This is a genomic window from Arthrobacter sp. AZCC_0090, assembly GCF_014207375.1.
Taxonomy (GTDB): domain Bacteria; phylum Actinomycetota; class Actinomycetes; order Actinomycetales; family Micrococcaceae; genus Arthrobacter.
Map to the genome: position 1 here is coordinate 129,867 of NZ_JACHEE010000001.1, position 13,493 is coordinate 143,359.

Genomic DNA, 13,493 nt, shown 5'->3' on the forward strand with positions numbered 1-13,493 from the left:
GCGCCGGGAGGATAATGAGCGCATGGACTTCGAATTGCTCACCATCCAAGACTGTCCCCACGGGTCTGCGGCCCGTGAGCTGTTTTCCCGGGCTTTGGAATTGGAAGGAAACGATTCGGCCTTGATTTCGGTCACGGAGATCATGTCGGACGAGGAAGCCGCGGCGTCCGGATTCCATGGATCCCCGACATTCACCATCGACGGAACTGACCTCTTCGACTCGGAGGCCGAGCCTGCTATGGCATGCCGTGTCTACCGCACCGGCGGGGGCCTCTCGGGCTTGCCCAGCTTGGAAGCTCTTCGGCAAGCCATCCAGTCGCGGCTGGCGGCGTAGCGTGGGTGAGAGGTCCGGCCCGGTTTCCCGGGCAGGACCTCTCACCGTCAGGCCCGTCAGGGGCGCGTGGTGAAGGATTCGACCTTACTGGGGTCGCGTTCAATGACAGGGTCGAGGACCGTGTCGATCCGAGCCAGCAGCTCCGGATCCAGGGTGATTCCGACGGCGGTGGCGTTGTCCACGAGCTGTTCGGGTCCCGATGCCCCCACGATGGCAGCCGAGACGTTGCTGTTCTGCAGGACCCAGGCTAGGGCGAGGGCGGCCATGGACAGGCCGGCTTCTTCCGCGATGGGTTTCAACGCCTGGACCCGTTCGAGTACCTCGGGACGCATGAACTTGTGCTCGGCCTTCAGTTCGCCTTCTTCCGTCGCGAAACGGTAGGCCGAGGGCGCGTTCTGGCCTGGGATGTATTTGCCGGTGAGAACCCCTTGGGCAAGGGGTGACCAGCAGATCTGGCCCAAGCCGAGTTCCTGGCTGGCGGGGACGACTTCCTCCTCGATGACGCGCCACAGCATGGAGTATTGCGGCTGATTCGAAATGAGCTGTATTCCCAGTTCTTTGGCGAGTGCGGCGCCCGCCCGGATTTCATCGACAGTCCACTCGGAGACGCCGACGTAAAGCGCTTTGCCTGCCCGGACGATGTCCGCGAATGCCTGCATGGTCTCTTCGAGCGGGGTTTCGTAGTCGAAGCGATGGGCCTGGTAGAGGTCGACGTAGTCCGTGCCGAGGCGACGCAGGGAACCGTTGACGGACTCCATCACGTGTTTGCGAGACAGGCCTCGGTCGTTCTTACCTTCACCGGTGGGGAAGTAGACCTTGGTGAAGATCTCCAGGCCTTCGCGCCGCACGCCTTTGAGTGCTTCGCCGAGGGCCGTCTCGGCGCGGGTGCCGGCATAGGCGTCGGCGGTGTCAAAAGTGGTGATACCCAGGTCGAGGGCCTGGCGGACGCATGCGTTTGCGGTGTCCTGATCGATCTGCTCACCGTGGGTGACCCAGTTCCCGTAGGCCAGTTCACTGATGTACATGCCGGATGAGCCGAGCTTGCGGTATTCCATGGCGTGCTTCTTCCTTGTCAGGCGGTCTCTGTCAGGTGGTTATGCGTTTTCGTGGGGGAGTAAGTTCTCGTGCGCAGTGGGCGTGGGGGTGCGGTACTGCCCCTGACCACCAACGTTGCCGGAACCATCAACGTGGTTTCGCTCGTTTCAGATGCTTGTAAGGCGGAGACCAGGAGACGTGCCGCTTCCGCCCCTTGTCGGGTCACCGAGTGGTCCATGGTTGTCAGGTCGAGGAGCCCGGAAAGCTCATGGTTGTCGAAGCCGACGACGGACATGTCTCCGGGGACGCTGATCCCGGCACCGCGGAGGGTCCCGAGCACGCCGAATGCCATCTCATCGGAGGCGACGAAAACAGCTGTCGGCGGGATCTCGGCGCACAATAACCGGGCCATCGCTGATGATCCGCCTGCCGTCGTGTTTTCTTCGAAGACCTCATACTCAGGGCGATGGTCGAGCGCCGCTTCGCTGAGAGCGTCGCGGTAGCCAAGTAATCGCTGCGCAGGGGGGACGCCTCCCAGGGTGTTTCCGGCTGCTTGCTCGATGCCGATGAAGGCGATCCGCTCATGCCCCAGGTTCAGCAGGTGGCGCACGGCGGAGCGACCCGCATCCCTGTCCTCCACCCGTACACACGGTACGCCTGGTTGTTCGGAGCCCAGGACGGCCAGGGGAAGGCCCTGCTCCGTGAGGGCCTCCAGCTCTGCAGGTGTTGGTTGCAGGGCCAGGATGAGGACGCCGTCGGCTCGGCCCGGCAATGCAGGCCCGTCGAAAAACCTGCCGCGTGTGGCCTCATCCGCAAGTTCGTACAGCAGCACGTCGTAGCCGGCTTCACGCATGACGCTGCCGGCCGCCGCCAGGACCTGGCCGAAAAACCACTTGGACAGGCTGGGGGTGACGATCGCAACCGTGCGTGTCTTCCCCGTGGCAAGTCGGGACCCGGCAATGGAGGGTACGTACCCGAGTTCCCGCGCTATTCTTTGCACGCGCTTGCGGGTTTCCTCGGATATGCCAGGAACGTTTCGAAGAGCTCGGGAAACCGTTGAAACTGAGACCCCTGCAAGTTCGGCAACCGTGTCCACCGAAGATGTCATGCCCATCAAGATATCCCAGTAACGGTTCCTATCGCAAGCGCTTGCGAAACCCCTATTCCATCACTCGGAGTTGGTGACTGCGCGGCTGCCCGCATAACACCTAGACCTTGTTGCGTCGGAACCTGGCCAAGGCCTCGACCACCAGCTCATGGTCGGCTTTCTGTGGCAGTCCGGACACCGTGACGGTTGCCACCGGCCCCGTTCCCCTGGCGTAGATGGGGAAGGAACCTCCGTGTGTGGCAAAGCGGTTCTGGTCGAACCAAGCGTTGTCCTCCAGCCTGCCTCCACCGAGCCGGCCACGCAGGCCTACCAGAAGCGAAGGTTCGGCGTAGCGTGCCGCAGTCCGGCTCTTCCTCTCCACCCAAATTTCGTTGTCAGGCGTGGCTCCGGGCAGGGAGACGTGGAACAACACGTGCCCGCTTCTGCGGATGTCGATGGCGATGGGAAGATTGCGCTCCTTGCCGAGCTCAACAAGCAGAAGGCCGAGGGAGAGGGCGTCCGCCTGGCTGAAACTGTCGAATTGCAGCGTCCGGACTTCCGTTTCGATGCGCTCGATCAGGGCTTGGAGCGCCGATTCCGGCTGCTCTCCTGTGAAATCGGGATCGAATTCCATGTCCGGCGTGTGGCTTGGGTTGGCTTGCTCTTGCATTCTGCGTGGTTCCCTTCGTTGCTCGTGTCTGCCTGCCGGTGTGTCCAAGCACCTGGGCGGCTGTGCCCGACGTCAGGTCCGGGGGCGCCAAATCGCCGTCGATGATCGGATTCTGAGCTGCGGCTGGACGAGGCTCAATTGGGTCGTGATGTCCTCATTCCCGGCGGCGAGTCGCTTCATCAGCATTTCGGTGCCTTTAATGCCGATCTCCTGCGGGAATCCAGCCACCGACGTCATGGGAGGAACCTGGCTCGCGGCGATCCGTGTGTCGTCAAAGGAAGCAACTGCGATGTCGCGGCCCGGTTCGAGGCCCCGGCGGCGCATTTCGTCGTACACACCTTGCGCAACGATGTCGTTGTACGCCACCACCGCATCGGGAAGCCGGCCCAGGTCGAAAAGGTGCCCGACGGCGGATGCGCCGCCTTCGGGGGTGATGGCACTGCGGAACTCGTCGGCGCTCCACAGTTCACATCCGGCCTTCTCCAAGGAAACGCTGAGGCCTTCCTCCCTTTCGATGAGCGACGGTGCCGGACGGCCGCCGAGCAACGCGACGCTCTTGCAGCCCAGGGCGGCGAGGTGGTCTCCGAGCATTCCCGCGCCCTTGACGTTCTCGCTGCCGACATAGTCGAAGCCTGCGAAGCGGCGTGCGAGCAGCACCACCGGCACGTTGGCTGCATCGACTTGCTTAGCGAGCCTTACGGGGTCGGTGTCCGGCGCCGGGAGCAGGAGCAGCCCGTCCACTTGGCGTTCAATCATGGACGCGATGATTTCATGCTGGCGGTCGGCAAGATCGCGGCTGTACCCGATGAAAATGGTGTAGCCCGCTTCGTGCGTGATCTCGTCGACGGCCATGGCCACTTCGGCAAAGTAGGGATTGACGATTTCCGTGACGATGAGGCCGATTGTCATGGATCGGCTTTCCCGGAGGTTGGCAGCTTGCCGGTTATAGACGTATCCGAGTTGTGCCATGGCTTCCCGCACTCGTTGCGCCGTCGACTCGGGGATCCGGGAGCTGCCGCGAACGACGAGCGAAGCGGTGGAGCGTGAGACGCCGGCGGCCTTGCTCACTTCTTCGAGGGTGATGCGCGGGGCCATGCTGTGTTCCTGCCGGTCGGTCGATAGGCGAAGAAGCGGCGCTTCCCGCCTATCGACCTTATCAATCCGCATGCCGCGGATCCGGGAGATTCTCGCGGTCAGGCGAGCTTTTCGCGGATTGCTTCCCGTGAGTGGAAACCTCGACGGCGTCCTTACCGGCAGCGAGGATGGTGTCCGCGACGCGCAGGGCGTTGGCTGCGATGGTCAACGCGGGGTTGAGGGCTGCCGAGGAAGGAAAGTAGGAACTGTCCACTACCCAGAGGTTGTCCAGATCGTGCGCCCGGCAGTCCGGGTTGAGGACGCTCGTGCGGGGATCGCGTCCAGCCACAGCCGTGCCGCACTGATGGGAGTTTGTCTCGATGCCCATGCGCTCGGTGAAGATCACCGGGTATCCGGCTTTGCGGACGGCCCGTCTGACACGCCGCACCAATTCTGCATGTGGCTCGAGGTTGTTCGGCTCCCACCAGATGTGGATCTTGCCGTCGACGACGCTGACGCCGTTGCTGCGTCGCGGCAGGTCTTCGGTGGTGAGGTAGATGTCGATGCTGCGATCCGACATCGCTTTCAGGATCGGGTTGGGCACCCAGGCTCGGGCCATCTTGAGCATGCTTGCCCGCAGCTTCCCGAGCATCTGCAGGTTTCCGAGCGGATACGGATTGCTGGGACCCGCTTCATACCAATCGTTGAGACCCAGGGTTTTCTGCCATAGCGTCCGGTTGAGCTTGAACGGGTTGATCCCGATGAAGAAGGTGCTGTTGTGGACCATGTAGTTCCTGCCCACAAGCCCGGAGGAGTTGGCAAGGCCACGGGGATGCTCCCCGGTGGCGGAGCGCAGCAGCAGGGCGGCGGAGTTGACCGCTCCGGCGGCGAGGATGAACGTGGCAGCCTCGATCCTGATGAGTTTGCCGCCGCGCTCAGCCAAAGCGGCAACAACGGTACGTCCGTCGGCCCCCAGAACCAGCCGCGTGACCTTCGCACCGGTCATGAGTGCGACGCCGGCCTCCAGCGCCGGATCGATGGCGACCTTCTCGGCGTCGGACTTCAGTCCCGCTTCATTCGGTGCGCCGTCGCTCGTGGCGCACAACGCCCGCTTCTCCGGGGTGTCGGCGTCGAGCCCGTTGGCCATCCTGAAGGGGTGGAGCCCCTGGCTCCTCAGCGAATCCGCCAGGGCTTGGATCGCAGGTTCGTGGTCGAGCGCAGGATAGGGGTATGCCTCGGAGTGTGAGGGTTCGGTGGGATCTTCGCCGATCTGGCCCCGGACCTTGAAGAGCTTTTCGGCGCGCGTGTAATACGGTTCAAGGTCCGCGTAGCTGAAAGGCCACGCCGGGGATATCCCCTCTGCATGCCGGGTTTCCTCGAAGTCGCTGGCCCGGAACCTTGGCAGGCAGGCGCCGTAGACCTTCGTGTTGCCCCCTACCCAGTAGTAGACGCCAGGTTTGAAGGATTCACCGGTGCGCCCATTGAACCAGGTGTCCGCGTTCTTGTAGCGGCCCTTGAGATAGACCTCGTCCAGGTCCGAGTTCTGCGGCTCAGCGGGCAATCGGTGGCCGCGTTCGATCACCAAGACCTTGGCACCGGAGTCCTTCAGGGCGTAGGCCATGGCGCCGCCGCCCATGCCGGATCCGATGATGGCGACGTCGGTCTGGATCACCTCATCCGGCGGGGGCGCCGCTGCCGGATTCGGCGGCAGCGGCACATCATCGATGTTCTTGTACGGCATGTCGGTTAGCCTCCTTGGGCTTCGTCGAACTGCTGCACTTGGTCCACTGTGTCCAGGAACCAGTAGTCGCCCCACATGACGGATTCGTCAACGCCGAGGTCTTTGCCTTCGTGGTAGCTGCCGTGCTTCAACACGCCTTCCCAGTCTTCGTCCCGGGTGGCCAGGAAATCGTCCCCGGTCAGGCGGGTGAGGATGTTCACCGCGTAGTCGGCGTAGATCCGGGCCTTCGTGCGGTCCTGCACCAGGCCGGCGAGCTGCCAGAAACCGCCTGCTGCAGCCGCCGCTGCCGACGTTTCATAGCGGCGGACTGGCGCTGGTTCTTCCCAATCGTTCGGCGGCACCAGACGCTCGCCGGTCTTTTCGATATAGAAGTCGGCAGCGGCGATGGCGGTTTCCAGGAAGCGGCGGTCTCCGGTGAAGCGGTAGACCGTTCCGAAGCCGTAGAGGGCCCACGCCTGCCCGCGTGCCCAGGAGCCGTCGTCGGAATAGCCCTGCTGAGTAGTCTGCTTCAGGAAGGCGCCGGTCTCGACGTCGAACATTCCTTCGTGGGAGGCGGAACCGTCTCCGCGCATGAGGAAGCGCCGGGTGGTGAGGCAGTGGTCCACGGCCTTGCGCGCCATGTCCTGGTCGCCGGTCTGCTGCGCGGCGTAGAGGGCCATGTGGATGTTCATCATGATGTCGATGAACAGGCTGTCCGGCCGGCGAAAGCTGGGCATGTACTTTCCGGCTTCGCGGTAGCGGCTCGCGGTGGTGCGGCCAGCCTCAACGACGACGTCGCGTTTGGTGGTGTCGCCGGTTGCTTCGAACCAGCGACGGTACGTGGACCAGAAGAGGAAGCCCAGGTCGTGGACCGTGTCGTCCGTCTTGCGGTGCTCAATGAGTTCCGAGTAGTGCTCGGCAGCGCTGAGGAAGCGTGCCTGCTCGGCCGAGCCGGCGCGGCGGGAGAGCATCCAGAGCTGGCCGCCAAGGAAGCCTTCGCACCAGTTGGTCCACGCTTCGCCGTCCACCACCCATTTGCCTTCTTCGGTGTAGAGCGGGAATCGATCCGGGTGCTGGGTGGTGAGCCGCGAGAGCTTTGCGGAAGCGGTCCTCCAGGCCTTCGAAGCCGCTTCCCGGAACGCCGAGGGAACCTCGTAACCGGTGGGAAGTGTGAGGGGCAGGATGGCGGGCAGGACCGTAGCGGCGGTGGTAGTAGTTGCTGTGGCAGTCATGGTGGTTTCCTTTGGGTGGTACTTGGGTCAGCGGCGCGGGGCGTCGGGGGCGTCCACCCACCGGCTTTCGCGGGGGCCGACCTGCAGCTGGATCGTCTTCAGTTCGCTGAATTCGGCCAGGGCCTGGCGGCCGAGTTCGCGCCCGATTCCGCTCTGGCCGTAGCCGCCGAACGGTACTTCGGGGTAGCCGTCCATCCAGCGGTTGACCCAGACGGTGCCGGCCCGCAGGTCGCGGGCGGCAGTGAGGGCCTCGTTGATGTCGTTGCTCCAGATCCCGGCGGACAGCCCGAACGAGGTGGAGTTCGCGATGCTGATCGCTTCCTCGAGCGTGTCGTACGGCAGCACGGAGAGGACGGGCCCGAAGATCTCATCGGTCGCGATGGACATCTGCGCGGTGACGTCCGTGAAAACGGTGGGCTGGTAGAAGCGGCCGTCCAGGCCGGTATCCAGGCGGCCGCCGCCCGTGAGCAGGTGGGCGCCGGCGTCGCGGCCTTCGGCCACGTAGCGTTCGACGACGGCGAGCTGTGCGTCGTTGACGAGGGAACCCACCAAAGTGTCGGACTTGAGCGGATCGCCCACACGCATGTGTTGTGCGCGTTCGACGACGGCGGCGGCGAATTCGTCGGCGATGGAACGGTGCACTATCAGGCGGCTGCCGGAGTTGCAGCACTGTCCCACGTTGAAGTAGCCGCCGAACACGCCGGCGTCCACCGCGGCGGTGAAATCGGCGTTGGGCGTGATGAGCTGCGGGTTCTTGCCGCCGAGTTCGAGTTCGACCTTCTTCAAGTCCCGGCCGGCGGTCGCGGCGATGCTCTTGCCGACACCCGTTGATCCGGTGAAGCTGACCATGTCGATGCCAGGGTGCTCCGCGATGGCGGAGCCGACTACGCGGTCGCCGGTGACGATGTTCACGACGCCTGCGGGGAACCCGGCCTCACGGATGAGCCGTCCCAGCATCACCGTGGTGGCGGAGGTGCTTTCGCTCGGCTTGATCACGGCGGTGTTTCCGGCGGCGAGGGCGAACGGGAGCTTCTGGCTGATGATCAGCAGCGGGAAGTTCCACGGCGTGATCATGCCGACGACGCCGATCGGTTCGTGGACCACGAGCGCCAGGGTGTCGGGCCCCAGGGCGTTGTGGGCATCGCCTTGGGTGTTCCGGGCCAGGCTGGCCGCGTACTCCCACAACTCTGCGGTGCCCGCGACTTCGTTGCGGGACTGCGTGATGGGCTTGCCCGTTTCGAGCGTTTCAGCCAAGGCCAGTTCTTCCGCATCGCGGCGGACAATCTCGGCGACCTTCAGCAGCAACTTGGAGCGCTGGGATCCGCTGGACTTCCGCCAGCCGCCCTCCAAGGCCCTGCGTGCAGCGGCAACGGCCCGGTCGACGTCGTCCTTCCCGCCTTGGGGGAAGGAAGTCACCTCGACTTCGTGTGCCGGGCTCAGCCGCGTGAAGGTCTCGCCGCTGCGGGCCTGGACGTCTTCACCGTCGATGATCATCGGCCGGTAGGTGGGCTCGACGTCGTCGAGCGTGTAATTCCTGGTTTCCATTTCGGGTGTCCTTAGAAAATGTTGTGTGGGTCCAGCTGGCGGTGTGTCAGTTGTCCGTGAAGTGCGCCGCGCGCTTTTCCCGGAAGGCTGCAACGCCCTCGGCGAGGTCGTCGGTGGCGGCCGCGAGGCCGCCGGCCAGAGCCTCGAGCACGCGGGACGGAGCACCGTCGGCAGCGGCGTCGATGAGTTGCTTGCCCAGCTGCACGGCCAGGGGAGCTCCGGCCAGCAGGTCATTGCTGAGTTTTGCAACGGCCTCTTCGAGCTCCGATTGGGGCGCGACGGCAGTGGCCAGGCCCCAGCCGACAGCTTCGTCACCCGAGAGTTGCCTGCGGGTGAGGACGAGCTCCTTGGCCCGTGCCCGGCCCACCAGCTCCGTGGCGCGTTCAGTGCCACCCCAGCCGGGGACGGTGCCGAGGCCGGTCTCAGGCAGGGCAACGCGCGCCTCTGCGGCGATGACGCGGAAGTCGCAAGCCAGGGCAAGCTCCAGCCCGCCGCCGAAGGCCAGTCCGTCGACGACGGCGATGCTGGGCTGGCGGAGTCCTGCGAGGGCATCGAAGGCCCGGTGACCGGTGGCGATCCAGTCCCTCCACATGCCGGCGGCGGAGAGATCGGCGAAGTGGTTGATGTCCGCGCCGACGCAGAAGACCTTCTGGCCGCCGGTGCGCACGATGGCGAGCCGCGCTGAGGAGGCGGCGACTTCGCGCGCTGCCGCGGCGAGATCTTCCAGCAGTCCCAGGGTGAGTGCGTTGAGCTTCGCGGAGCGGTCGATCAGGATCGTCGCGGTGTGCCCGTCGGCGGAGTACTCCACGGTGACCTGTTCTGTGACTTCCTTGGTGACCGGGGCGGTCTGCGTGCTCATGGCTGCTCCTTTCGCTGGCCGCCAAATTCGCCGGCCAAGTGTTCTGCGGCCCGCAAGACGATGGCCCAGATGGTCAGGGTGGGGTTGATGCCCGGGCAGCTGGGGAACGCAGCACCCGAGTACATGTACAGGTTGGGGGTGTCGTGGACCGCAAGGTGCTGGTCGAGGACGGTTGCCTTTGGGTCGTGGCCGAAGCGGGCACCTCCGAGGTCGTGGCTTGAGCCGACCCCGGTGAAGTACGGGCCCTGCCACGTCTTGGTGGCACCCATGTCTTTCAGCAGCCCGGTGGCACGGTCTGCCATCCAGGAGGCCAGCCGGCGTTCGTTTTCGCGCAGCCTGTAGGTCACCCGGACCAGCGGCATGCCCAGTCCGGAGGAGTCCCGGTGCCGCGGGTCGATTTCCAGTCTGTGGGATGCGTAGGGCAGGGCGTCGGGTTGAATCCGGATGACCCCCTGCTGGGACCACAGTTTCAGATGGTCACGATACGAGGCGCCCCAGCGGCGGACGTCCTCGGGAAGGGTCTCGCGGGCGATCTGCAGGGGCAGGGCCTGCTGTTCGGCGCCGAGCGTGGCGCCGCCGATGAAGCCGTGGTCCAGGGACCTGAAATCGGCGGCGAGGTAGTCGTCCAGGACGACACCCTGCGCGGCCGGGCCGGTGTGCCGGTTGAATTCGGTCCCGGGGAAGAGCGCGTCCACGTGGCCGAACATCTTGGTCATGTAGTGCAGGCCCAGTTGGCCAGTGTTGTTGCCCAGGCCGTTTTCGTGCCGGGAATCTGCCGAAAGGTACATAAGGCGCAGGTTTTCGTAGGTGTAGGCCGAGAGGATGACGGCACGCGCGTACTGGCGCCGGACCCGGCCGAGCGGATCAACCCACTCGACGCCGCGGGCAGCACCGGACTCGTCCATGATGATGCGGGTGACGCGGGCGTGGGTACGCAGTTCGAAGTTGCCAGTGGCGATGGCAGCAGGCACGGGACCCAGGCCCGGGTGCCAGCGGTCGCCGCGGAAGGAACCGAGGCCATTGTTCCAGGCGCTGTAACCGGTGGCAGCCCGGCCGCCGTATGACTCGGTAGTGAACCCGGCCGGAACAGGGTGCGGGTGCAGCCCGGCCGCCTTGGTGGTCTTGCTGAACTTGTTGCCCAGGATGAAGGGGCGGGTCGGCGGCAACGGCAGGGGTTTGCTGCGCTTGACGAACGGATTGGATTCGTCGCCGGCGATGCCGATCAGGTGTTCGAGCTTAGTGTAGAAGGGCTCCAGGTCGTCGTAACTGACCGGCCAATCGGCCAGGGTGCAGTCCTCGGGCAGCGAGTCCGGTCCGTAGAGGCCGTCGTAGTGACTCTTGGGGGCGAACTGCCACGGGTGGAAGCGGCGCAGCCAGGAGCCGTAATGTCCAGCGGAGCCGCCGACGCCGTTGACCATCCGGCCCAGGGAGAAGGTGGCCTGGCGGCTGTCCTCTTCATCCGCGGTTTCGCGCCACCGGGGGGTTTCCTGCTGGAACTTGGGGCCCAGACCGCCGCGTGTGTAGTACGCGTGCTCCAGCTCGTCGGGGAGGAATTCGTCGAGGGGACGGAATGGGCCCGCCTCGAGGCCTACCACGCTCAAGCCGGCCTCCGCGAAGACCTGGGCGCTCAGGCCGCCCATGGCGCCGACGCCGATGAGGAGGACGTCCACTTCCTCGGTCATCTGCGGGTTGACGGCATTCTCGTAGCCAAGCTGCTTGAGCCGGTGTCCTTCAGTGTCGCGGGGGATTTCCTGCATCGCGTCCGCGAGGGTCTTGATGACTCCGCCCTTGGTGACGTGCTCGGTGCTGAGGTTTTCCTCGGCGGAGTTTTCCAGCCAGACGCCGGGGTGCTTGAGGAACTTCCATCCGACGGCGTCCTTGTTGCCGCCATGGACAGGATCGGCGAAGAGACCTTCCTGCAAGTGCGCGACGACCAAGCCGAAGAGATCCTGTTGTTCCTTCGCAGGAAGCCGGTCACTCAATTCGCCCTGCTCAAGCAAGACCAGCACGTCGGAGCGCTCCTCTATAGTCAAGGACGCGAAGTTGCGGCCGTACTTGACTTCGGAATGGCGGTCCAAGGCACCGAAGAGCCACTGGTACCGCGGCAGGTCCTTCCGCCCGTAGCCTTCAAGCGTCAGGTCGAGGTAGTCGGTGACACCCGCTTCGCGGACGCCGGGGCTGTCGCCGTCGGACGGGAACATCGTCTCGAACAATGCGTCGGCGAGTTCGGTTTCGTACGGGGTAAGAATGCGGTGGCTACTCATGGCGGAGTTCCTTTCGGGCGTATCGGCCGGCGTCAGCGAACGGCCAGGGACTGTGCGCGCTGTTCGATCCGCTCGTGCAGCGGCAACGCGGGAAGGTGGAGTCCGACCGGGGCGTCGGCGAACAGCGCGAGGTCCATGGTCCGCAGTTCCTCCGAGACGATCAGCGGGAACTCGCTGCGGTCAAGGACGTCCTTCTGGAGGTTGACTCCGGGCGCGATTTCCGTGACGACGAGTCCCTTGCTGGTGAGCTCCAGAACCGCGCGTTCAGTGATGTATTTGACCTTCTGACCGCGCGCCAAGGCCCGGGGCCCCGAGAACGTGACCGCTGAAACGTCGTTGACCAGCTTGGTGAACGGACCGTCGGCGCGGATGTCCAAGCCGTTCTCGCCGGCCACTATGTCGCGGCGGCCGGCGGTGAAGGCACCCATGAACACGATTTCGGGCGCGGAGGAGGTGATGTCCGCGAATCCACCCACGCCGGCGGTGACGTGGCGCTTTGTGGGCAAGTGGTGGACGTTGACGTTGCCGTGCCGGTCGATTTCGAGGAAGGAGAGCAGGGAGCGGTGGAAGCCCCCACCTTGCAGCAGCGTGAACTGGTCGATGCTGGGCATGATCGCGTCAGGGTTCTGGGCGCATCCGAACGCGAAGTCGAGCAGGGGGATGCCGCCGACTGCGCCTTGTTCGATGACCCAGCTGACTTCCCGTCCCTGGTCTTCTTCGACGAGGACGTGGGGAACCAGCGCCGAGACGCCGAAGCCGAGGTTGACGATCTCGCCTGCTTTGAGCTCTTGGGCGGCGCGGCGTGCCGTGATCTTCTCGATGGAGAAGGCGACGTGGGGGAGGGAGCTCAAGGGCCTGCGCAGTTGCCCGGAGATGGCGGGGTCGTTCGCGGTCAGGGTGGTTTGCAACTGATCCTCTGCGATCACCACCGCGTTGACGAGGATTCCCGGGACCTTGACCTGCTGCGGGTGCAAGCTGCCGGCTTCCGCAAGGCGCTTGACCTGCGCGATGACGATGCCTCCGTTGTTGTGGGCTGCGTAGGCCAAGTCGAGTGCCCCAAGGGGCGATCCTTCGTCCTCGAACGTCAGGTTTCCGTACTCATCAGCCGTGGTGGCACGAATGATGGCCACGTTGGGAACGACCGAGGGAAAGAACAGCCATTCCTGGCCGGCCAGTGTTGCGGTTTCCACGTGGATTGAGGGTGTGGACTTGTTCATCCGGCCGCCCTGGAGGCGCGGGTCGATGAAGGTGTCCAGCCCGACCTGGGTGAAGACGCCCGGTTGCTTCGCCGCCGCGGTGCGGTGCATCTGGTAGATGACGCCCGAGGGGAAGTTGTATGCCTCCACTTCCTCCCGCTCGATCATCTGCCATATCCGCGGCGGCTCCGCGCTGGATGGTCCCGAGGGGTAGGAACCCGCAATCACCTTGCGCAGCAGCCCCGGCCGGGCGATGTGGTCAATGCCCTTGACTCCGTACATGTCGCCAGCGGCGATCGGGTGTACCGACGTCAGGTTGGCCGGGTGGGAGGTTTCCTCGAAGCGCTGACCGATTCCGGCGAGGACGCTGTCCGGGCACCCGAGGGCGCTTGAGGAACTGACCGTGATGACGTCGTCGTCGTTGATGAGCTCTGCTGCCTCGCGGGCCGTGAGGATCTGTACCTTCTGCATGGCGTT

The 13,493-nt window shown here is 64.8% G+C and carries 11 protein-coding genes; 1 reads left to right on the top strand and 10 read right to left on the bottom strand.

What is annotated here, in order from left to right:
• The first annotated feature begins 22 nt into the window (after positions 1-22).
• Positions 23-334 (top strand): hypothetical protein, encoded by a 312-nt coding sequence (locus HNP00_RS00625; RefSeq protein WP_184734850.1) that lies wholly within the window; start codon positions 23-25, stop codon positions 332-334.
• A gap of 56 nt (positions 335-390) precedes the next feature.
• Here HNP00_RS00625 and HNP00_RS00630 read toward each other — a convergent pair whose 3' ends face one another.
• The 10 genes from HNP00_RS00630 to HNP00_RS00675 all read right to left on the bottom strand — a co-directional run bounded on the left by HNP00_RS00630 (position 391) and on the right by HNP00_RS00675 (position 13,487).
• Positions 391-1,389, bottom strand: coding sequence for an aldo/keto reductase family protein (locus tag HNP00_RS00630; RefSeq protein WP_184734852.1), 999 nt, complete (start codon positions 1,387-1,389; stop codon positions 391-393).
• Between the two features lie 17 nt (positions 1,390-1,406).
• On the bottom strand, positions 1,407-2,477 hold the full coding sequence (locus tag HNP00_RS00635) for a LacI family DNA-binding transcriptional regulator (protein WP_184734854.1): 1,071 nt from the start codon (positions 2,475-2,477) through the stop codon (positions 1,407-1,409).
• A gap of 100 nt (positions 2,478-2,577) precedes the next feature.
• Positions 2,578-3,126, bottom strand: a complete 549-nt coding sequence (locus tag HNP00_RS00640) for a heme-degrading domain-containing protein (protein WP_184734856.1) — start codon at positions 3,124-3,126, stop codon at positions 2,578-2,580.
• A 72-nt stretch (positions 3,127-3,198) separates the two neighbouring features.
• Positions 3,199-4,221, bottom strand: coding sequence for a LacI family DNA-binding transcriptional regulator (locus HNP00_RS00645; RefSeq protein ID WP_184734858.1), 1,023 nt, complete (start codon positions 4,219-4,221; stop codon positions 3,199-3,201).
• Between the two features lie 61 nt (positions 4,222-4,282).
• Positions 4,283-5,941, bottom strand: coding sequence for a GMC oxidoreductase (locus tag HNP00_RS00650; RefSeq protein WP_184734860.1), 1,659 nt, complete (start codon positions 5,939-5,941; stop codon positions 4,283-4,285).
• Positions 5,942-5,946: 5 nt separating this feature from the next.
• Positions 5,947-7,152 carry a glycoside hydrolase family 88 protein gene (locus HNP00_RS00655; protein ID WP_184734862.1) on the bottom strand — a complete coding sequence of 402 codons (1,206 nt, stop codon included), beginning with the start codon at positions 7,150-7,152 and terminating at the stop codon, positions 5,947-5,949.
• 27 nt (positions 7,153-7,179) lie between these two features.
• Positions 7,180-8,697, bottom strand: coding sequence for an aldehyde dehydrogenase family protein (locus tag HNP00_RS00660; RefSeq protein ID WP_184734864.1), 1,518 nt, complete (start codon positions 8,695-8,697; stop codon positions 7,180-7,182).
• A gap of 46 nt (positions 8,698-8,743) precedes the next feature.
• Complete coding sequence (locus HNP00_RS00665; RefSeq protein WP_184734866.1) at positions 8,744-9,556, bottom strand: enoyl-CoA hydratase/isomerase family protein; 813 nt, start codon at positions 9,554-9,556, stop codon at positions 8,744-8,746.
• Positions 9,553-11,820 (bottom strand): GMC family oxidoreductase, encoded by a 2,268-nt coding sequence (locus HNP00_RS00670; protein WP_184734868.1) that lies wholly within the window; start codon positions 11,818-11,820, stop codon positions 9,553-9,555. Before HNP00_RS00670 ends, HNP00_RS00665 begins: the two co-directional genes overlap by 4 nt.
• Before the next feature lie 32 nt (positions 11,821-11,852).
• Positions 11,853-13,487: an acyl CoA:acetate/3-ketoacid CoA transferase gene (locus HNP00_RS00675; RefSeq protein WP_184734870.1), complete on the bottom strand. Its 1,635-nt coding sequence runs from the start codon at positions 13,485-13,487 to the stop codon at positions 11,853-11,855.
• Between the last annotated feature and the right edge of the window lie 6 nt (positions 13,488-13,493).

Excerpts from the sequence above, each read along its gene's own strand:
- HNP00_RS00660 (WP_184734864.1), bottom strand. The coding sequence starts at position 8,697 with ATGGAAACCAGGAATTACACGCTCGACGACGTCGAGCCCACCTACCGG.
- HNP00_RS00650 (WP_184734860.1), bottom strand. The coding sequence starts at position 5,941 with ATGCCGTACAAGAACATCGATGATGTGCCGCTGCCGCCGAATCCGGCA.
- HNP00_RS00640 (WP_184734856.1), bottom strand. The coding sequence starts at position 3,126 with ATGCAAGAGCAAGCCAACCCAAGCCACACGCCGGACATGGAATTCGAT.
- HNP00_RS00630 (WP_184734852.1), bottom strand. The coding sequence starts at position 1,389 with ATGGAATACCGCAAGCTCGGCTCATCCGGCATGTACATCAGTGAACTG.
- HNP00_RS00670 (WP_184734868.1), bottom strand. The coding sequence starts at position 11,820 with ATGAGTAGCCACCGCATTCTTACCCCGTACGAAACCGAACTCGCCGAC.
- HNP00_RS00645 (WP_184734858.1), bottom strand. The coding sequence starts at position 4,221 with ATGGCCCCGCGCATCACCCTCGAAGAAGTGAGCAAGGCCGCCGGCGTC.
- HNP00_RS00665 (WP_184734866.1), bottom strand. The coding sequence starts at position 9,556 with ATGAGCACGCAGACCGCCCCGGTCACCAAGGAAGTCACAGAACAGGTC.
- HNP00_RS00635 (WP_184734854.1), bottom strand. The coding sequence starts at position 2,477 with ATGACATCTTCGGTGGACACGGTTGCCGAACTTGCAGGGGTCTCAGTT.
- HNP00_RS00675 (WP_184734870.1), bottom strand. The coding sequence starts at position 13,487 with ATGCAGAAGGTACAGATCCTCACGGCCCGCGAGGCAGCAGAGCTCATC.
- HNP00_RS00625 (WP_184734850.1), top strand. The coding sequence starts at position 23 with ATGGACTTCGAATTGCTCACCATCCAAGACTGTCCCCACGGGTCTGCG.
- HNP00_RS00655 (WP_184734862.1), bottom strand. The coding sequence starts at position 7,152 with ATGACTGCCACAGCAACTACTACCACCGCCGCTACGGTCCTGCCCGCC.